We start from the raw sequence: 18762 nt of genomic DNA, 5'->3' as shown, positions 1-18762 counted from the left end.
CGGGTGGCACGGAAACGGGGCGATCGCTCACCTGACCGTCGCCGAGTTCGATGAGGCGCCGAACGCAGAACTCGCCCGCGGGTGAGTCCCACACTCACGCACCCGAACCCCACGTCCAGGAAGCCGAACTCCACACTCAGGCAGGCGAACCCCACGTTCAGGCACGTGAGTTCCCCACTCGCGAAGCCGTGAAAGCCACATTCACGGCACCCGGCAACAGAAAGCGACCAGCGGTCTCCTTCCGTCCACACCGAAGGCGGCGTGATTTCGGCGAGGTCTGCGTACCAGCATCACGCCCGGCATGCTGCCACGTTCCTGGGAGTTTCCTGGGAGCTTTTCCAGTCCACCCCGGCGAACGCGCCGCGTTCCCAGCCGGTCGTCACCTGGCGCGGACAGCCTCGGCCCCATGGACCAGACCATCGAGGCACGTGGCCTCACCAAGCGCTACGGCGACCAGCTCGCCGTCGACGACCTCAGTTTCACCGTCCAGCCGGGCCGGGTGACCGGCTTCCTCGGGCCCAACGGCGCGGGCAAGTCGACCACCATGCGGCTCGTGCTCGGGCTGGACGCGCCCACCGCGGGCACGGTCACCGTGCACGGCAGGCGGTACGCCGAACTCCCCCGCCCGCTGCACACGGTCGGCGCCCTGCTCGACGCCCGTGCCGTGCACCCGGGTCGCACCGCCGCCCAGCACCTGCTCGCGCTCGCCCAGACCGCGGGCATCGGCCGTGAACGCGTCGACGAGGTGCTCGGGCTCGTGGGCCTGTCCGGCGTCGCCGGGCGCCGGGCGGGGACCTTCTCCCTCGGCATGAGCCAGCGCCTCGGCATCGCGGGCGCGCTGCTCGGCGATCCGCCCGTGCTGATGTTCGACGAGCCGGTCAACGGCCTCGACCCCGAGGGCATCCGCTGGATCCGCGGCCTGATGCGGGACCTCGCCGCCGAAGGCCGCACGGTCCTCGTCTCCAGCCACCTGATGAGCGAGATGGCGCTGACCGCCCAGCACCTGCTCGTGCTCGGCCGCGGCCGCCTCATCGCCGACACCGGGATCGACGACTTCCTGCGCCAGAACGGCGACGAGACCGTGCTCGTCCGCTCCGACGAGGCCGACCGGCTGGCCCGCCTGTTCCGCCGCACCGGCGCCACCTTCGAAGCCAGGGGCGACGCCCTGCACGTCCTCGACCGGACCGCCACCGAGATCGGCAAGCTCGCCGCCGGTGAGGGGATCGCGCTCGCGGAGCTGACCCCGACACGCGGCTCGCTCGAAGACGTGTTCATGGCGCTCACCGAGGACGCGGTCGAATACGGGGTGCGCGCATGAACGTGCTGCGTTCCGAATGGACCAAGTTCCGCAGCCTGCGCTCGACCTGGCTGACCGCCGCGGTGACCGTGCTGCTCGGCGTCAGCATCGCCGCGATGGCTTCGTCGGGGAAAGCCCGCGCGTACGCCGGCGAGGCCGACTGGGACCCGACCGCCATCAGCCTGACCAGCATCATCGTCGCGCAGCTGGCGATCGGCGTGCTCGGCGTGCTGGTGATCACCGCCGAATACAGCACGGGCACCATCCAGCCCAGCGTCGTGGCGGTGCCCGTGCGCGGCCGCCTGCTCGCCGCGAAGGCCGTGGTGTTCTCGGGCGTCGCGCTGCTGCTCGGCCAGGTGATCGGCTTCGCCTCGTTCCTCGCCGGGCAGGCGCTGATCGCCGGCGCCGGTGTCCCGTACGCCACGCTCGGGCAGCCGGAGGTGCTGCGGGCGGTCGTCGGCAGCGGGCTCTACCTCGCGGCGATCGGCCTGCTCGGCCTCGGCCTCGGCGCGCTGATGCGGTCGACCGCGGGCGCGATCGGCGTGCTCGTGTCGGCCACGCTGCTCATCCGGCTGGTCTCGCAGAGCTTCCCTCAGAGCTGGAGCGACTGGATGGACCGCTATTGGCCGACGGCGGCGGGCGAGAAGATCGTGAACGTGCTGCCGGTGCCGGAAGCGCTGCCGCCGCTGACGGGGTTCGCGCTCCTCTGCGGTTTCGTGGCGGCGGTCGGCGCCATCGGCTACACCGTGCTGCGGACGAGGGACGTATGAAGCGCGATGTCCTGGTCGGCGGCGCGGCCGGACTCACCGCGCTGGGCGGCATGGCCGGGTGGGCGCTGCTCGGCGTGGGCCTGCTCGGTCTCGGCGGGGCCACCGCACCGGCCGCCGTGGCACTCGCCGTGGGTGGTTCCGTCGAGCTCGCCGAGCGCGTGACCGGCTCGATCTCCGTGCTGCCACTGGGGGTCTCACTGGTCGGCGCGGTGCTGCTGACGATCGTGCTCACCAACTGGCAGCGGGTGGCGGGCGCGGTGGCGGTGTTCGCCACCGGGCTGGTCGTGCTGCCGTTCCTGCCCGCCGGGCAGTTCGACGTGGGACCGCCCTTCGGCGCGATCCCGTGGCTGGTGGTCGTCGTCGGCGTCCGGGTGGCGATGTGGCGCCTGCCGTGGGTCCGCCGGGTGGCCCTGGTGCTGGTGGGCGCGGCAGGCGCGGCGATGGCGACCGGGGTGGTGGTGTCGTTCACCGGCGGCGCCCAGATGCTCGGCACCATGCTGCTCGCCGCGCCGAACCTGCTGGCCGTGGCGCTGACCAGGGGTTTCGGGGCGCCGTGGGAGCTGGCCGGGCCGAACCTGCCGCTGCCTGCCATCGAAACCGGCGGACTCGGCCCGCTCGAGCAGCCGCTGTGGCCGCTCGCCGTGCTCGCCACCGCGGTGGTCGTGCTGATCGCGGTGTTCGCGCGCCGGCACGCGCCCTGGGTCACCGCGCTGTGCTGGGCGGCGATGGCCTGGCTCGGCGGCGCCCACCTGTCCCTGCGCGCCGGGCCGTTCCCGATTTCGCTCGGCGTCACCGGTGACGTGCTCATCGCCGCCGGTGTGGGACTCGCGGCCGGTTCGGTGGCGTGCCTGCTCGTCGCGGGCGCACGACAGTGGCAGATTCAGCGAGCATGACGGCCGACCTGCTCGTGGTGGAGGACGATCCGACGCTCCGGGAGCTGCTCGCGGCGAGCCTCCGGTTCGCCGGGTTCGCGGTGTCCGCCACCGCGAGCGGGGCCGGCGCGCTGGCGATCGCCGCGAGCAGACCGCCCGACCTGGTGGTGCTGGACGTGATGCTGCCCGACGTCGACGGCTTCGAGGTGCTGCGCCGCCTGCGTGCGGGCGCGGGGCCCGCCCGGACCGTGCCCGTGCTGTTCCTCACCGCGCGCGACGCCGGGGAGGACAAGGTCGCCGGGCTGACCGCGGGCGGCGACGACTACGTCACCAAGCCGTTCCGGTTGGAGGAACTGATCGCCCGCATCCGCGCGATCCTGCGCCGCACCCAGGGTTTCCCGCGCGATGTGCTGGCCGTCGGTGACGTCGAACTGGATCCGGCGGCGCGGCTCGTCACCCGCGACGGCAGGCCGGTTCCCCTGTCCCCCACCGAGTTCACCCTGCTGCGGTTCCTGATGGAGAACACCGATCGGGTGCTCACGCGCGAGCAGATCCTGCACCACGTGTGGAAGTACGACTTCGGCGGGGACGCCAGCATCGTCGAGTCCTACATCAGTTACCTGCGGCGCAAGCTCGACAACCGCGAACCCAAGCTCATCCACACCGTGCGGGGCGTGGGGTACGTGCTGCGAGTGCCCCAGTGAAGCGGTTGTCGCTGCGGGCGCGGGTGCTGCTGATCGCGATGGCGCTGCTGGTGGCCGGCATGGTCGCCAGCAGCGCGGTGGTGCTGGTGGCCCTGCGGAAACCGTTGGTGGAGCGGGTGGATCTCCAGGTGTCGATCGCCGCGGGGGTGCTGGCGGCGGCACCCGAACCGCTGATCGCGAACCTCGCGGGCGGCAGGCTGCCCGAGGACGGCCCGGCCGACCTCTACCTCGCCTACCTCGGCGAGGACGGCCGGGCGACGTTGTCCCTCCACGGGCCCGTGGTGCCCGAACTGCCGCCGCTCGACCGCGCGGCCGTGCTCGCGCGTGACCGCACGCCGTTCGAAGTACCGGGCTGGCGGGTGCTGGCCCTGCCCACCCGCTCCGGGGGGAGCGTGGTCGTCGCGGGTGCACTGTCCCAAGTGGACGATACCGTGGCGCAGGTGCGGTGGATCTGCGGGCTGGTGGGCGCGGGGCTGCTGCTCGTGCTGGCCACGGCGGGCTGGTTCTGGGTGCGTGCCGGACTGCGCCCGCTGCGCCGGATCGAGGAGACGGCCGCCGCCATCGCGGCCGGTGACCTGTCGCGGCGAGTCCCGTTCACCGCGGCCGAATCCACCGAAGTGGGCAGGCTGACCCAGTCGCTGAACGGGATGCTCGCGCAGATCGAGGCGGCGGTCGCCGCGCGCACGCGTTCCGAGGAACGGCTGCGCGGTTTCGTCGCGGACGCGAGCCACGAACTGCGCACCCCGCTGGCGGGCATCAGCGGTTTCGCGCAGCTCTACCGCATGGGCGGCAGTGAGATCGACGCGACGATGGACCGCATCGAACGCGAGTCGACGCGCCTGACCGGCCTGGTGGACGACCTGCTGCTGCTCGCCCAACTCGACGAAGGCGGGCTGCACCTGCGAAAGGCGCCGATGGACCTCCGCTCGCTCGCGGCGGACGCGCTGCACGACCTCCGCGCGCTCGACCCGTCCCGGGAGGTCACGCTCACCGGTCTCGGCACGGCGCCGGATCCCGCGCCCGCCCCGGTTCTCGGTGACGAGGACCGGCTGCGGCAGGTGGTGAGCAACCTGGTCGGCAACGCCGTCGCCCACACCCCGCCGGGTTCGGCCGTGCGGATCGGCGTCGGCACCGCGGCCGGACAGTCCACATGGGAATTGATGGACACCGGCCCCGGGCTCTCCCCCGACCAGGTCTCCCGGGTGTTCGACCGGTTCTACCGCGCCGACACCTCCCGGGCACGCGACCACGGCGGTGGCGCGGGACTCGGCCTGTCGATCGTGTGGTCGCTGGTGACCGCCCACGGCGGCACGGTCACCGTCACCACCGCACCCGGCGAAGGCGCGACCTTCCGGATCACCTTCCCGATTGCCTAGGCGCTGTCCGGTGAGTCTGGTCGATGGGCTTCGTGATCCAGGTGGTTCCTGGCGGTGCGGGCGATTCGGCCTCGTACTGGCCGTACTCGGCCGAACTCGCCCGTGCCGCCAGGGGCCGCCTGGGCGCGGAGAGCGCGACCTTGACTCACCGGACAGTGCCTAGTTGAGTCAACCGACCCAGCAACTTTCTCACTTTGGTCCAAGCGGAAGACCATTTCCGCTTTCCCGGCTAGCGTGGCCGTATGCGACGCGGTGGGAAATGGACGGAACGAGCGGTCGGCGGGTTCAATTCCGCCGTGCTGAGCCTGCGCTCTTCACGACGCTGGGGCGGCCGGGTCCGCCGCCACCTCACCATCGTCACCTACACCGGACGCCGCTCGGGCCGGGAATTCCGCATTCCGGTGGGCTTCCGGCGGTCCGGTGACCTCGTCACCATCGGCGTGCGGCTGCCGGAGGCGAAAACGTGGTGGCGCAATTTCACCGGTGAAGGCGGCCCGATTTCCCTCGAACTCGACGAAACCAGCCGCACCGGTCACGCCACCGCGCACCGGGACCGGAAAGGCCGGGTGACGATCACCGTGCGGCTGGCTGCGAAAAGCTGAATTTTTCGTGATTCCGACACCTTGACGCACGCAACCAGCACTGGTGAGGTGGCATCTGACTCCGGAGGTGCGGCCGATGACGAATCCGCGGGACAAGCTCACCTACACCGAACCGCTCGCCGTCGGCGAGGTGGCGGTCGACGCCCCGCCCGAGGAGGTGTACCGCCTGGTCAGCGATCCGGTCGCGATGGCGCAGTTCGCCGAGGAGTTCTACAAGGCCCGCTGGATCCGCGGCGCGACCGGGGCCGCGGTGGGGAAGTGGTTCTCCGGCAGCAACCGCAACGGGTGGCGCCGGTGGGTGACCCACGCCGAGGTCGTCGAGGCCGAACCCGGCCGCCGCTTCGCCTACCGGGTCCGCACCCCGTTCTTCGTGCCCATCTCCCGGTGGGAGTACGACATCGCCGCCGATGGCGACGGCAGCAGGCTCACCGTCACCAACTGGTTGCGCGTGCCGCGCTGGTTCGTGCCGTTCGCCATTTTCATCACCGGCGAGCCGGACCGCGCCGGGACCAATCTCTCGAACATCGACACCACGCTGCAGCGGGTCAAGGAGCACCTCGAGACCCGCCGCGCGGCCTAAGCGATCTTGAGGTGCGCGGACAACGAGCGCAGGAAGTCCGGGGCGTCGAACATCTTCCCGGCTGACGCGACCCCGGTCGCCAGGGTCTGACCGGCGAGAAGGCGGCGGACCGCTTCCACGGCGAGCGGCGCGGTGACGGCATAGATGTCCTGCCCGGTCGCCACCACCCGTCGTTCGGCTCCACCGGAACGCACGAGCACGTCGACCACGAACGTCTGCGCCGAGCGGCCCCGTTCGTCGACCGCCACCGGCGCCGAGGAAGCCGCCAGGTCCTTCGCCGCGTCGGCCGCCATGTACGTGCGGACCTCCGGCACGGCCAGGTGGCTGGGCACGGTGACCACGTCGGCCATGGTGAACTCGCCGAGCACCGGCCGGCGGCCCAGCGGCTCGGGGAACGGCCACTCCAGGGTCGGCAGGGCGTCGTCGTGGTACTCCAGCTTCCCGCCGGTGAACCGGACGCGGCGGCCGTTGCGGCGCCGCGCGGAGACCTCGCCCGCGACCAGTGTCCCGGCCGTCGGGTGCCAGCTGCTCAGGCCGTACGCGACGTGCACCTCGTCGGCCGAGGTCCAGTCCCCCATCGCCGTGGTCACCAGCAGGTCGCCGAGGCCGCCGTAGAAGGCCATCGCGGGCACCACCGGGGTCCGGGCACCCGCGAACCGCGCGAACGTGTCGGCGTTCGCCTCGATCTCGGCCGCCACGTCGACGTACGGGATGCCCGCGCGCAACGCCGCTTCGATCACCGGGGCCGCCGTCACGGCGAACGGCCCGGCGCAGTTGATCACCGCCGCCGCCCCGGCCAGCGCGCGGTCGAGCGCCGCCGGGTCGTCGGCCGAGGCGGGCCGGACCGCCGTCCCCGGCTGGGCCAGCGCGCGCAGCTTCTCCGGATCGCGCCCGGACAGGACCGGGGCGAACCCGCGGTCGAGCAGCTCCGCCACCACGAACCGGCCGGTGTGCCCGTAGGCACCGAACACCACCACTGTTTGTCTCTCCACAGTGGACATCCTGACCGGTGCCGGGCCGCGGCGACAGTGTCCGGAACGACACGACCCGTACAATTCCGGACATGCGCAAGCTCGCCCTGGCCGCGGCCGACGGAATGCTGCACTTCGAGCTGGCCGTGGCCTACGAAATCTTCCGCGACGACCTGTACGAAGTCTCCATCTGCGCCACCGGCCCGGTGCGGGTCGGCCGCTTCCACCTCGACCCCGATCACGGCCTGGACCAGCTCGAACACGCCGACACGGTGCTCGTCCCGGCCCTGGCCGACGTCGACGAAGACCCGCCCGCCGACCTGGTCGACGCGGTCCGCGCGGCCCACGAAGCCGGCGCGTGCGTCGCCTCGCTCTGCACGGGCGCGTTCGTGCTGGCCGCCGCCGGATTGCTGGACGGACGGCGCGCGACCACGCACTGGGCCCACACCGGCGTGCTGGCCGACCGGTACCCGCTGGTGACGGTCGATCCGGACGTGCTCTACGTGGACAACGGCAGCGTGCTGACCTCCGCGGGCAAGGCCGCCGCGGTGGACCTCTGCCTGCACCTGATCCGCCGCGACCACGGCTCGGTGGTGGCCAACACCGTCGCCCGGCGCCTGGTCGTGCCCCCGCACCGGGCCGGCGGGCAGGCCCAGTTCGTCCCCGCGCCGGTACCCGCCCAGGACGACCACCCGCTCGCCGACCTGCTCCCCTGGGTGGGCGAACGGCTGGACCAGCCGCTGACCGTCGAGGACCTGGCCCGCCGGGCGAACCTGAGCTCACGCCACCTCGGCCGTCACTTCCGCGCGGTCACCGGCACCACCCCGCTGCAGTGGCTGCTCACCCAGCGGATCCGCCGGGCGCAGGAACTGCTGGAGACCACCGGGGACAGCGTCGACACCATCGCGGCGGCCGTCGGCATGGGCACCGCCACGACGCTGCGGCGGCACTTCAACCGCACCGTCGGCGTGCCGCCGGACGCCTACCGCCGCACTTTCCGCAGCTGAGAGGGGCGGACGGCCGCGTGGCCGTCCGCCCCTACCCCCAGTGGCGCACGCGGTCACCCGCGCTCGAACTCCTCCCAGGTCACCTTCTTCACCTGGGGACCGTCGTCCTTGGCGTGGTTCGCCAGCCCGTTCAGGCCCTTGAAGTAGTCACCGGCCTGCGCCTGGGCCTGCGGCGACATGTCGGTGTCGCTGATCGCGATGCCGTGGATGTGCGCCACCCAGTCGCCCTGGCTCGGCGTGCGGTGCCAGGCGGCGAACCCGACCTCACGCAGCGCCTTCACCGCGGCGCCCGGGTTCGAGAGGTTCTTGACCGAGATGTCCACGGCCCCGCCGCCGTCGTGCGTCCCGCCCGAGGCACCCACGCCACCGGCGTTGTACGAGCCCTGCGTGACGGTGAAATCGACCCCGGCCCGCTGCTCCGCGGCCTTGATCATGTCGGCGGTGCGCTTGTTGACCGTCTTCCCGTCCATGGTGGTCTTCGAGCCCACGCTGATCGCCGCGGTCACCGTGTACCGGCCCTTGCCCAGTTCGGTCAGCGACCCCTTGCCCGGCAGGCCGCTGGCCGCCAGCCCGCTGTGGCCCAGCGACTTCTGGTACTTCGCGTACGCGGTCACCGTCGAGGTGCCGAAGTGCCCGTCGACCTGCTTGCCGTCCAGCAGGTTCTTCGCCGCCAGCGCTTGTTCGACCACCTTGACGCTGTCCCCGGCCCCGGGGGTGATCGACTGGTCGGGCTTGTACGGGTCCCACATGGCCGCCTTGACCACCGCTTCCATGTTCACCGAAGGTGCGGCCGCGGCCTGCCCGGCAGCCATCGTGCCGGTCAGCGCGGCGCCGGAAAGGGCGGTGAACATCGCGGCGAACGCCATCTTGCGCATGTCTGCTCCTTCTCTCGCTGCTGGTGCGTCTGCTGCTGTGGACCCCTCCGACCTTGACCGGTCCGCGGCCCGTGCGTAACCGGGGTGACACAACGCCTGACGTCAAGAAGCCGCAGGTTGACAGCGTCTGACACCGGCCACGACCGGGATCGGCGCTGATCAGGGCCGCCGTTCGCGGTATAGTCGAGCGGTCGCGCAGGGTGACGGGAATCGGTGTCCGATGGACACGGCCACCGCGGGGGAGCGTGCCGAGACTGGAAGCGGAAGAGCGGGCGCCGGCGCTCGAGGAGTTCATGGCCGGGCTGCGGGAGCTGCGAGCGCGGGCCGGGGAGCCCTCGTTCCGCCGGATGGCGTCGAAGTCCGGCGCGGTGTCCCATGCCACCCTCCACCTCACCGTCACCGGCAGGCGGCTGCAGCCGTGGGAGACCGTCCGCGAGTTCGTGCGCGCTTGCGACGGTGACGAGGACGAGTGGCACGGCCGCTGGTCGGCCACCCAGCTCGCGCTCGCCGAAGACACGCCGGCGCCCGCCGCCGCGTGGTGGCGTTCGAAGCGCGTGCTCGTCCCGGTCGCCGCGGCGCTGGCCGTGGCCATCGCGATCGTGGTCATCACGTTCCTGCCCCGCGAGCAGCCCGCCGAGACCGCGGAACCGGCGGGCCCGCCCTACCCGGGTGACTCGAGCAGGTTCGTCGCCGACGTGACCATCCCCGACGACACCGTGGTCAAGCCGGGCACGCAGTTCGTGAAGGTGTGGGAGATCCAGAACACCGGCACGGTCGAGTGGCGCGGCCGGTACCTCAAGCGCACCGACCCCGTGGACGCCGACGACTGCCGCACCCCGGAACGCATCCCGGTCAACGACACCGCGCCGCAGCAGCACGTGCAGGTCACCGTCACGGTGAGCGCCCCGCCGACCGCGCCGGTCGACTGCCGCGTCTACTGGAAGATGGTCGACGAGGCCGATCGGGAACTGCTGCCCTCACGGCAGCCCATCTTCTTCTCGGTGCTCGTCCGCCCGTGACCCGGCGAGCGTGACCCATCCGGGTGACAAGCTCCGGCTTCGATCTCCGGGTGGGCCTCGTGGCGGATACTGGAGCCACGGCCACCCGCCGGTGTCCGCCGGATGCGTAGAAACAACGTATCGGGGTAGCCGAAGCGGGTGGTTCCCGCGGAGGAGGTTCCCCCAGTGCCCCGGTTCACCCGGGATCGGATCGTCGTCGGTGCTTCCGCCGGTGGCGTCGAAGCCCTGCGCACGATGGTCGCGGGGCTGCCCGAAGACCTGCGTGCGGCCGTGCTCGTGGTGATGCACATGCCCGTGGGCGGGACGAGCGCACTGCCGCTGATCCTGGACCGCGCCGGGCCGTTGCCCGCGCGGGCCGCCGTCGACGGGGCCGACGTGGAGCCCGGTCACATCTACGTGGCCGTCCCGAACCAGCACCTGCTGCTCAGCGGGGACAGACTGACGCTGTCCACCGGCCCGACCGAGAACGGCCACCGGCCCGCGGTGAACGCCCTGTTCCGGTCGGCGGCGCTGAGCGCCGGGCAGCGCACCATCGGGGTCGTGCTGTCCGGGGTGCTCGACGACGGCGCGCTGGGGTTGCGGGCGATCGTCGAACGGGGAGGGATCGGCGTGACCCAGTCGGCCGAAGACGCGCTCTACCCCGGCATGCCCGAGGCCGCCCGGCAGCAGGCCGAGGTCGGCCACGTGGTGCCCGCCAGCCGGCTCGGCGCCCTGCTGGCCGATCTGTGCAAGGAAGAACTGGACGCCGTGGCGCTGCCGGAGCCGTCACCGGCGTTGCGCCTGGAAGATCGCATCGCCCGCAACGGCGCCACCGGCGTGGCACCCCAAGCCTCCGCCTACACCTGCCCGGACTGCCGGGGCTCGCTCACCGAGGTCGAGCCGGGCGCGGGCAACTTCCGGTGCCGGATCGGCCACGCCTGGTCGGCCGAAGCCCTCCTGTCCGCGCAGGGCGAGGAGTTCCAGCGCGCGCTCGGGATGGCGCTGCGCTCACTCGACGAGAAGGTGGGACTGGCCAAGAGGATGGCACGGGACGCCGAAGTCCGCGGCCGCTCCATGCTCCTCGGGCGGTACGGGCGGGCGGTGGAGGAGTCCGCCGCCGCGGCCGGGGTGCTGCGCGAGTTCCTGTCCTCTCTCACTCCCTCCGAACCGGGAGAATCGGAGGCGATGTGACCGGACGGACGTCGAGCGTCCACATGGGACTCCGAAGGGAATCCGGCGCCACCGTGGTGACGCTCACCGGCGCACTCGACGTGCGCAGCTACCCCGAAGTCCGCGACACCCTGCTCAAGTGCGCCGCGGAGCAGCCGCCCGTGCTGGTCGCGGTGATCGACGACCTGGTCCCGGCAGTCGGCAGCCTCAGCCTGCTGAACGTCTTCGCGCAGGTGTGGATGCGGGTGTCGGACTGGCCGGGCATCCCGTTCGTGCTGGTGTCGGCCACCCTGCCCCAGGGCGCGATCGCCCGGTTCGTCCCGGTCTACCCGACAGTGGCCGCCGCGTTGCGCGGTGCCGAACTGCCGCCGGAACGACAGCGGGCGAGGCTCGCACTGTCCCGGGCGGAGGGCACCGCCCGGCAGAGCCGGAACTACACCCGCGACGTGTGCCAGGACTGGCACCTCGCTCCCGAGGTCGTCGCGGACGCGCGGAGCGTGGTCAACGAGCTGGTGGAGAACGTGCTGGCGCACACCGAGTCCGAAGCCGTGCTGCGGCTGGAACTGCGCCCGAAGGTGCTCAGCGTCGCGGTCGCCGACGACTCGCCCGTGCCGGCGAGGCTCCGGGAGGGGCAGGCGGGGTACTACGGCGGACTGGGCCTGCTCCTGGTCGCCCAGCTGACCACGGTGTGGGGCTGCACGCCGACCCTGGCGGGCGGCAAGGTGGTCTGGGGCGTGCTGGCACGCAGCGTCCCGCGTGGCTCCGGGTAGCGTGCACGCCGTGCATGAAACAGATGTCGAACCGAGCGGTGACTTCGAGGCGATGCTCGGTTACCTCAAGGAATCGCGGGGGTTCGACTTCACCGGCTACAAGCGCTCGAGCCTGCTGCGCCGGGTGCAGCGGCGGATGCAGCAGGTCTCCGTCAGCGACTACAACGAGTACATCGACCTGCTCCAGGTGAACGCCGACGAGTTCGTCTCGCTGTTCAACACCATCCTGATCAACGTGACCGGGTTCTTCCGCGACGCCGACGCGTGGGAGTACCTGGAGAACGAGGTGGTGCCCGGGATGCTGGCCGAACGCGGGCCGGACGAGTACATCCGGGTGTGGAGCGCCGGCTGTGCCTCCGGTGAGGAGACCTACAGCCTGGCCATGCTGCTGACCGACCAGCTGGGCGTCGAGGAGTTCCGCCGCCGGGTCAAGATCTACGCCACCGACGTCGACGAGGAGGCGCTGGCACAGGCCCGGCACGCCTCCTACTCGGCGACCGAGGTCTCCGGCATCCCCGAAGAGCGCTTGGCCAGGTTCTTCGACAAGACCGAGACCCGGTACCAGTTCCGCAAGGACCTGCGGCGCTCGATCATCTTCGGGCGCAACGACCTGGTGCAGGACGCGCCCATCTCCCGCATCGACCTGCTCACCTGCCGCAACACGCTGATGTACTTCAACGCCGAGACGCAGGCCAGGGTGCTCGAGCGCTTCCACTTCGCGCTGGCCCCCCGCGGTCTGCTGTTCCTCGGCAAGGCCGAGATGCTGCTCAGCCATTCGCACATCCTCGAACCGGTGAACCTCAAACGGCGGGTCTTCAGCAAGGCCGCCAACAGCACCGGCCGGCTCGGGCAGTTCACCCCGAGCGGCCACACCGTCGCCGGATCCACCGAACAGGACCATCTGGAGGAGCTGCGCCAGCTCGCTTTCGGTACCAGCCCGGTGGCCCAGCTGGTGCTCGACGAGCACGACTCCACGGTGCTGATCAACCAGCAGGCCCGGTCCGCTTTCGGCCTGTCCCAGCGCGACATCGGCAAACCGCTGCGCGACCTGGAGATCGCCTACCGGCCGGTGCCCCTGCGCATCCACATCGACCAGGCGAAGCTCGAACAGCGCTCGCTGCGCGTCCAGGACGTCGAATGGCACCGCGGCAGCGTGCCGTGCTGGTACGAGATCCACGTCAACCCGCTGCTCAGCGAAGAGAACAAGCTGATCGGCATCTCGGTGGTCTTCCACGACATCAGCGCCGCGCGGCAGCTGATGATCGAGCTGCAGGACGCCAACCGGCGCCTCGAGGCGGCCTACGAGGAACTCCAGTCCACCAACGAAGAACTCGAGACGACCAACGAGGAACTCCAGTCCACTGTGGAGGAATTGGAGACCACGAACGAGGAACTCCAGTCCACCAACGAGGAACTGGAGACGATGAACGAGGAGCTGCAGTCCACCAACGACGAGCTGCAGACCATCAACGACGTGCTCCGCGAGCGCGGCGGGGAACTCGACGAGGTGAACGCGTTCCTCGAATCGATCCTCACCTCGATCCCGTACGGCGTGGTCGTCGTCGACCGCGAAATGCGCGTGCAGGCCTGGAACCGTGGCGCCGAAGAACTCTGGGGCCTGCGTCGTGAGGAAGCCGAACGCGAGCACCTGCTGAACCTCGACAGCGGCCTGCCGCTGCCGGAGATCCGCCCGGTGGTGCGCAACGCCCTCGCCGACGCCGACTACCAGGCCGAACTGCACCTGGCCGCGATCAACCGGCGTGGCCGCAACATCGTGGTGCGCGTGCTCTGCGGTGCGCTGCGTGGCACGAACGGGGTCAGCAACGGCGCCCTGATCGTGATGGAGCAGCAGGAGTCGCCGCGCTAGCCGGTGGTCGCGGCGAGCACCTCGTCGAACACGTCGCGGTCCGAGACCAGGTTGAAGTGGCTGACGCAGCCGACGTCCACGTTCTTCGCACCGTCCAATGTGGTCCATTCGTTCTCGACCACGGTGTCGCACGGCGAGGAGAAGGTCGTGTAGGACACGGATCCGGGCGTCGGGTCGCCGCTGTTGAGCTGGGTGATGAAGGCCGAGCCCTTGGTCGCCTGCTCGCAGGCCGTCGAACCGGGAGCGGGGCAGGTCCCCGGGTCCCCGCCCTGGTTCGGGCCGCCGAGGGAAATCCAGTCGTCCACGCTCGCGGCGCCGTCGAGCACCTTCACGAACCAGCGCGACGGCAGGCCGCCGAGTGAGTGGGTGACGACGTCGACCTTCGCCGCTCCCGTGGCCGCGCGCACTTCCTGGACCTTCGCCGCGAACTGGCTCGCCGCGGTGGTGAGCGAGCCGGTCGAGTCGTAGCCGAAGGAGACCAGCTCGCTCTTGGCGTACCCGTTCAGCCGGAACCGCAGCGACATGGTGTCGAAATTGCCCGGCGCGCCGAAGAGACCGTGCACGAACACGACGGGTTCACGGCCGGCGGGCTCGGCCGCCGTGGCCGGTACCGCCCCGAGCAGCGTTCCCGCCATCGCGAGCGCGCCCAGCACCGCTGTCTTCCGAGCAGACATCGTTTCTCCCAGCCATCCCGCGAAAAATCGGATCTCCGCATCGTGGCAGGGCGGCGGCTACCGGGGCATCGGCGAAACCACCGGTACCCCGCCTCACGGCACGCGGCCGGTGATCGCGACGATCCGGTCGAGCAGAGCGGCGTCGGCGGGCACCGCGACCGGTGGCCCCCACAGCTCCGGCACCGGGGCCTTCGGCACGAACTCGGCCACGTGCTCGAAGCAGGTGCGCAAGGTCTCCGCGGGCGGCTCGAACGGCTTCCCGGTGGCCTGTGCCAGATCCCACCCGTGCACGACGACCTCGGTCAGCGCGATCCCGCCCCACGTCCGATCGGGCAACTCCAGCCCGGACACCTCGGTCACCCCTTCCCACGCGCGGGCGTCACCCCAAACCTCGCCGAGCTCGGTGAGCTGCCGTTCGAGCCGATCCCGCCAGCCGTCCTCAAGGCCGTCGGTCACCTTCTGGTCCACCTCACCCCGCCCCAGCGCCGCGAACCCGCGCGACACCTGATCCATATGCGCCAGCAGATCGGCGACGCTGTATTCGTCGCAGGGTGTCGGCAGCCCGAGCTGCTCTTCCCCGATCCCGCCGATCAGCTCGGCCATCCGCGCACAAGCCACTGCCATGCCCACGTCACTCCTCCTCACGGACGGCACCCACCGCCACACAAGGAACGTCGGAGCCACTCCCCGGGACCGGACACTCAGCCGAGCCAGTGGCCGTTCCGCATGAGGGTGCGGCCGAGGACTTCGTTCGCCTCGCACCACGCCTGGATTCGCCGCGGCTCGATCCGGAAGTACTGGTACGGCTCCTCGATCTCGCGCGGGTCGAAACCGGTTCGCGCGGCGAAGGCGTCGCCGGTTTCCGCGGTGATGTCCACCGGGGTCGCGGTGCCGTCGATGATGACAACATCGCGCGTGGGGCCGAGGCTGAGGCGCGTTCGGGGGTCCGTGAGCAGGTTGCGGCTGGTGACATCCGCACCTAGGCGACCGGCTGACCCGTGGTGACCGGCCGGTCGACCCGGCCCGGCAGCAGGTCTTCGGCGATCAGCATGCCGTCCCCATCTTCGGGCGTTCTCCGGTGACGAGGAACTTCGTCGAGATGTCGTGGACGCACGGGTTGTCCAGGTACAGGTAGGCCAGGTGCCCGCCCTGGTCGGCGGTGACCAGCCGGGCGCGCTCGCCGAAGGCCTGCCGCAGCTGCCTCGCCCCGGACAGCGGGGTCGCCGGGTCGCGGAGGTTGTGCACGATGAGCACGTTGGACGGGCCGCGGCCGGTGATCTTCACCGGCGGCTCGACCGGCTCGGACGGCCAGAACGCGCACGGCGTGACGTTGGCCGCGGCGGCGCCGAACATCGGGTGCCGGATCCGGTCGATGGCGACGTTGCGCTGGTAGGTCCCGACCGACTCCGGCCAGTCCGAGTCGTTGCAGATCACGTGCAGCTGGCTGGCGAGGTAGTTGTCCGATGGCACCGCGGTCCCGGTGGGCAGCGGGACCGGCTTGCCGGTGTCCAGCGCGTGCCAGGCCTCGGCCAGCGACGGGAATTCCGCGTCGAAGTAGAACTTGGCGAAGGTGACCTGGCGGAACAACTGGCCGTTGACGCCTTGCGGGCTCGGCTTCGCGTCGAGGCGCGCGGCGAGGTCGAAGTACTTCGCGGTCACCTTCGCCGGTGTGTCGCCGAGGCCGTACTCGGGCCGCGCGGCGGCGAACTCCGCGAAGTCCGGGAACCGGTCCTCGAAGCCCTCGCCGAACTTCCGGCTGAACGAAGCGTCCCAGCCGCCGGGGCCGGTCGCGCTGTCGAGCAGGAACCGGTCACTGCGGTGCGGGAACAGCGTGGTGTAGACCGAACCGAGGTAGGTGCCGTAGGACCGGCCGAAATAGGACACTGTGGACTCACCCAGTGCCTCGCGGACGCGGTCCAGGTCGCGCGCGGTGTTCGCCGTGGTGAAGTGCGGCAGCATCGAAGCCGTCGCCGACTTCCCGCACTGCTCGGCGACGAGCTTCGCCTGCTCGGCCTGCGCGGTGACGTCAGCCGGGTTCCGCGCGTGCAAGGGGATGTTGGTGAACCACTGCTCCGGCTTCAGGTCGCAGGTCACCGGTGTGCTGTGGGCGACCCCGCGCGGGTCGATGCCGATCACGTCGTAGCTGTCCAGCACCTCCTTCGGCAGCTCCAGGGCGTCGCGCAGGACGGCCGGGTAGGCCAGGCCCTCCCCGCCCGGCCCGCCGGTGTTGGTCAGCAGCACGCCGCGGCGCTTCTCCGGGTTCGCACTGGCCAGGCGGGAAATCGCGATCTCGATCTGCTGCCCGTCCGGATCGCGGTAGTCCAGTGGCACTTCGAGCGTCGAGCACTCGAGACCGGCTCCGGTGATGCCTTCGGGGCACGGGCCCCAGTCCACAGTGTCCCCTGTGTCCCCTGTGTCCCCTGTGTCCCCTGTGTCCACTGTGGCCACCGCGGGGAGTGCAGACGCCGTCAGGGTCAGCGCGGCGGCGAAAACGACCGGGATGAACTTGCGCATGCCGATTCCTCCTCGTTGGGTGTTCGTCACCGGCGCGGTTCCCAGCGGAACATCCGGGAGGCCAGCGCGACGGCGACCACCACCCAGCTCAGCGTGGGCGCCAGCAGGATCAGCGAATCCGTCACGGCCACGCCGCCGTTCCAGGCGTTGACGGCCAATTCGGTCGCCGAGCCGCCGGGGAGCAGCCGCTTGAGCAGGGTGAGGTCCTCGGTGCCCGCGATCCCGACCCAGCTGGCCACGGCGATCACCCCGAGGCTGACCGGCAGCGTGGTCACCTGGGCGTGTTCGGGCGAGTTCGTCAGGCCCGCGGTGGCCAGGCCGAGCCCGATCATCATCGCCACCGTCGCGAGCACCGCCGCCACCAGGAGCACGATGTCGTCCGGCGCACCGGCGACCACGGCCAGCACGGTCATGATCACCGCCACCTGGACCAGCGCGATGACGATCAGCGGCAGCAACAGTCCGGAAAGGATGGTCGCGTCACCCGCTGCCGTGGACCGCAGCCGCTTGAGGAACAGGTTCTGCCGTCGTGAAGCCAGCGTGGTCACCGCGGTGGTGTAGAGGCCGAAGGCGCCCACGGTGAACATCACCACCGCCGCGATGTAGCCGAGGCTGGCCACCGAGGCGAAGAGTTCGTGCTGGTAGATGAAGAACGCGCTGACCGCGGCGGGCATGATGAAACTGGTCACCAGCACCAGCCGGTTGCGCAAGATCTGGATCAGCTCGCTCATGGCGATCGAAAGCATGGCGGGATTCCTTCCTCCGGTAGGGGTTTCAGGCGTTGCCGATGGCGCGGAAGACGTCGTCGAGCCGCGTCGGCCCGGCCTGGAGGTCGCGTAGTTCCACCGCGTGGTCCTGGGCCCAGCCGAGCAGGGTGTACAGGTCCTTCTGCAGGCCGAAGGTCTCGATGACGAACTTGCCGTCACCCTCGCGGGTGGCCGCCAGCGGCAGCGCCGGCGCGGGGGTCGGCAGGGAAAAACTGATCACGGACGGCAGGGTCCGCGTCAGCTCGGAAACCGTGCCCTCCTGGTGGAAGGTGCCCTGGTGCATCAGCCCGATCCGATCGGCGTGCTGCTGTGCCTCTTCCAGGTAGTGCGTGGTGAGCACGATGGTGGAACCGTCCTCACGCAACCGGTCCACCGCGGTCCAGAGGTCGTCGCGGGACTGGATGTCCAGTCCGGTGGTCGGCTCGTCCAGGAAGATCAGCTCGGGCGCGCCGTAGACGGCGGTGGCGAAGTCCAGCCGCCGCTTCTCCCCGCCGGAAAGCTGGGACACCTTCGTGCTCGCCTTGCGGGTGAGGTCGACGATGTCGAGCACGCGCTCGGGCCGGTCCACGCGCTGGGCGAGCTTCCCGATCAGCCGCACCGATTCCAGCACCGTCAGATCCGGCGAGAAACCGCTCTCCTGCAGCATGATCCCCATCCGCGGCCGCACCGCGCGGCGGTCGCGTGGGCTTTGCCCGAACACGCGCACGGTGCCCGAGGTGGCGGTGCGGTGGCCTTCGATGGTCTCCAGGGTCGAGGTCTTGCCCGCTCCGTTCGTGCCGAGCAGCGCGTAGAACTCCCCGGCCCGCACCTGGAAGGAAAGGTCCTTCACGGCGTGGAAATCGCCGTACTTGAGGTTGAGGCGGTCAACGTCGATGACTGGTGTGGACATGCCCTGATTCCACCCGTCGCCGCACGATCCGGGCAGTGCGCTCACGTCACGTCCTCGCC

Annotated in this window: 20 protein-coding genes; 12 read left to right on the top strand and 8 right to left on the bottom strand. The window is 70.8% G+C overall.

The window, feature by feature from the left end:
• Nucleotides 1-406 precede the first annotated feature (406 nt).
• The 7 genes from L3Q67_RS18115 (at nt 407) to L3Q67_RS18085 (ending at nt 6201) form a co-directional block, all read left to right on the top strand.
• Nucleotides 407-1318: an ABC transporter ATP-binding protein gene (locus L3Q67_RS18115; protein ID WP_499190604.1), complete on the top strand. Its 912-nt coding sequence runs from the start codon at nt 407-409 to the stop codon at nt 1316-1318.
• Nucleotides 1315-2067, top strand: coding sequence for an ABC-2 transporter permease (locus tag L3Q67_RS18110; protein ID WP_499190603.1), 753 nt, complete (start codon nt 1315-1317; stop codon nt 2065-2067). The genes L3Q67_RS18115 and L3Q67_RS18110 overlap by 4 nt, the downstream gene beginning before the upstream one ends.
• Nucleotides 2064-2960 (top strand): hypothetical protein, encoded by an 897-nt coding sequence (locus L3Q67_RS18105; RefSeq protein WP_499190602.1) that lies wholly within the window; start codon nt 2064-2066, stop codon nt 2958-2960. The genes L3Q67_RS18110 and L3Q67_RS18105 overlap by 4 nt, the downstream gene beginning before the upstream one ends.
• Nucleotides 2957-3643 (top strand): response regulator transcription factor, encoded by a 687-nt coding sequence (locus L3Q67_RS18100; protein ID WP_499190601.1) that lies wholly within the window; start codon nt 2957-2959, stop codon nt 3641-3643. Before L3Q67_RS18105 ends, L3Q67_RS18100 begins: the two co-directional genes overlap by 4 nt.
• Nucleotides 3640-5019, top strand: a complete 1380-nt coding sequence (locus L3Q67_RS18095; RefSeq protein WP_499190600.1) for a sensor histidine kinase — start codon at nt 3640-3642, stop codon at nt 5017-5019. Before L3Q67_RS18100 ends, L3Q67_RS18095 begins: the two co-directional genes overlap by 4 nt.
• 242 nt (nt 5020-5261) lie before the next feature.
• Nucleotides 5262-5621 (top strand): hypothetical protein, encoded by a 360-nt coding sequence (locus L3Q67_RS18090; protein WP_499190599.1) that lies wholly within the window; start codon nt 5262-5264, stop codon nt 5619-5621.
• A 76-nt stretch (nt 5622-5697) separates the two neighbouring features.
• Entirely contained in the window at nt 5698-6201 is a 504-nt protein-coding gene (locus L3Q67_RS18085; protein ID WP_499190598.1) for an SRPBCC family protein, read from the top strand.
• On the opposite strand, the gene L3Q67_RS18080 is transcribed toward L3Q67_RS18085, so the two are convergent.
• Nucleotides 6198-7193, bottom strand: a complete 996-nt coding sequence (locus tag L3Q67_RS18080) for a saccharopine dehydrogenase family protein (protein WP_499190597.1) — start codon at nt 7191-7193, stop codon at nt 6198-6200. The two genes, L3Q67_RS18085 and L3Q67_RS18080, sit on opposite strands and share 4 nt — an antisense overlap.
• Nucleotides 7194-7264: 71 nt before the next feature.
• Between L3Q67_RS18080 and L3Q67_RS18075 the strand changes: the two genes are divergently transcribed.
• Nucleotides 7265-8179 carry a helix-turn-helix domain-containing protein gene (locus L3Q67_RS18075; protein ID WP_499190596.1) on the top strand — a complete coding sequence of 305 codons (915 nt, stop codon included), beginning with the start codon at nt 7265-7267 and terminating at the stop codon, nt 8177-8179.
• 53 nt (nt 8180-8232) lie between these two features.
• Here L3Q67_RS18075 and L3Q67_RS18070 read toward each other — a convergent pair whose 3' ends face one another.
• Nucleotides 8233-9054, bottom strand: a complete 822-nt coding sequence (locus L3Q67_RS18070; RefSeq protein WP_499190595.1) for a peptidoglycan-binding domain-containing protein — start codon at nt 9052-9054, stop codon at nt 8233-8235.
• Nucleotides 9055-9299: 245 nt separating this feature from the next.
• Here L3Q67_RS18070 and L3Q67_RS18065 point away from each other — a divergent pair, with 245 nt between their 5' ends.
• From L3Q67_RS18065 to L3Q67_RS18050, 4 genes are all read left to right on the top strand, one after another.
• Nucleotides 9300-10073: an NBR1-Ig-like domain-containing protein gene (locus L3Q67_RS18065; protein ID WP_499190594.1), complete on the top strand. Its 774-nt coding sequence runs from the start codon at nt 9300-9302 to the stop codon at nt 10071-10073.
• A gap of 165 nt (nt 10074-10238) precedes the next feature.
• Complete coding sequence (locus tag L3Q67_RS18060) at nt 10239-11243, top strand: chemotaxis protein CheB (protein ID WP_499190593.1); 1005 nt, start codon at nt 10239-10241, stop codon at nt 11241-11243.
• Nucleotides 11244-11266: 23 nt separating this feature from the next.
• Nucleotides 11267-11992 (top strand): ATP-binding protein, encoded by a 726-nt coding sequence (locus tag L3Q67_RS18055; protein ID WP_499190592.1) that lies wholly within the window; start codon nt 11267-11269, stop codon nt 11990-11992.
• A gap of 52 nt (nt 11993-12044) precedes the next feature.
• Entirely contained in the window at nt 12045-13859 is a 1815-nt protein-coding gene (locus L3Q67_RS18050; RefSeq protein ID WP_499191567.1) for a CheR family methyltransferase, read from the top strand.
• Here L3Q67_RS18050 and L3Q67_RS18045 read toward each other — a convergent pair.
• The 6 genes from L3Q67_RS18045 to L3Q67_RS18020 all read right to left on the bottom strand — a co-directional run bounded on the left by L3Q67_RS18045 (nt 13856) and on the right by L3Q67_RS18020 (nt 18703).
• Entirely contained in the window at nt 13856-14533 is a 678-nt protein-coding gene (locus L3Q67_RS18045) for an esterase/lipase family protein (protein ID WP_499190591.1), read from the bottom strand. The two genes, L3Q67_RS18050 and L3Q67_RS18045, sit on opposite strands and share 4 nt — an antisense overlap.
• Nucleotides 14534-14626: 93 nt before the next feature.
• A complete protein-coding gene (locus tag L3Q67_RS18040; protein ID WP_499191566.1) occupies nt 14627-15157 on the bottom strand; it encodes a DinB family protein in 531 nt (176 codons plus the stop codon).
• Between the two features lie 77 nt (nt 15158-15234).
• A complete protein-coding gene (locus L3Q67_RS18035) occupies nt 15235-15411 on the bottom strand; it encodes a hypothetical protein (protein ID WP_499190590.1) in 177 nt (58 codons plus the stop codon).
• A 166-nt stretch (nt 15412-15577) separates the two neighbouring features.
• Entirely contained in the window at nt 15578-17047 is a 1470-nt protein-coding gene (locus L3Q67_RS18030; RefSeq protein WP_499190589.1) for an alpha/beta hydrolase, read from the bottom strand.
• A gap of 26 nt (nt 17048-17073) precedes the next feature.
• Nucleotides 17074-17793, bottom strand: coding sequence for an ABC transporter permease (locus L3Q67_RS18025; protein WP_499190588.1), 720 nt, complete (start codon nt 17791-17793; stop codon nt 17074-17076).
• A gap of 28 nt (nt 17794-17821) precedes the next feature.
• The gene (locus L3Q67_RS18020) at nt 17822-18703 is read right to left on the bottom strand and encodes an ABC transporter ATP-binding protein (protein WP_499190587.1); all 882 of its coding nucleotides are present in this window, start codon (nt 18701-18703) and stop codon (nt 17822-17824) included.
• Between the last annotated feature and the right edge of the window lie 59 nt (nt 18704-18762).

It is taken from the genome of Saccharothrix sp. AJ9571, from assembly GCF_021725495.1.
GTDB lineage: Bacteria > Actinomycetota > Actinomycetes > Mycobacteriales > Pseudonocardiaceae > Amycolatopsis > Amycolatopsis magusensis.
This window is presented reverse-complemented; position numbering and strand designations above follow the sequence as displayed.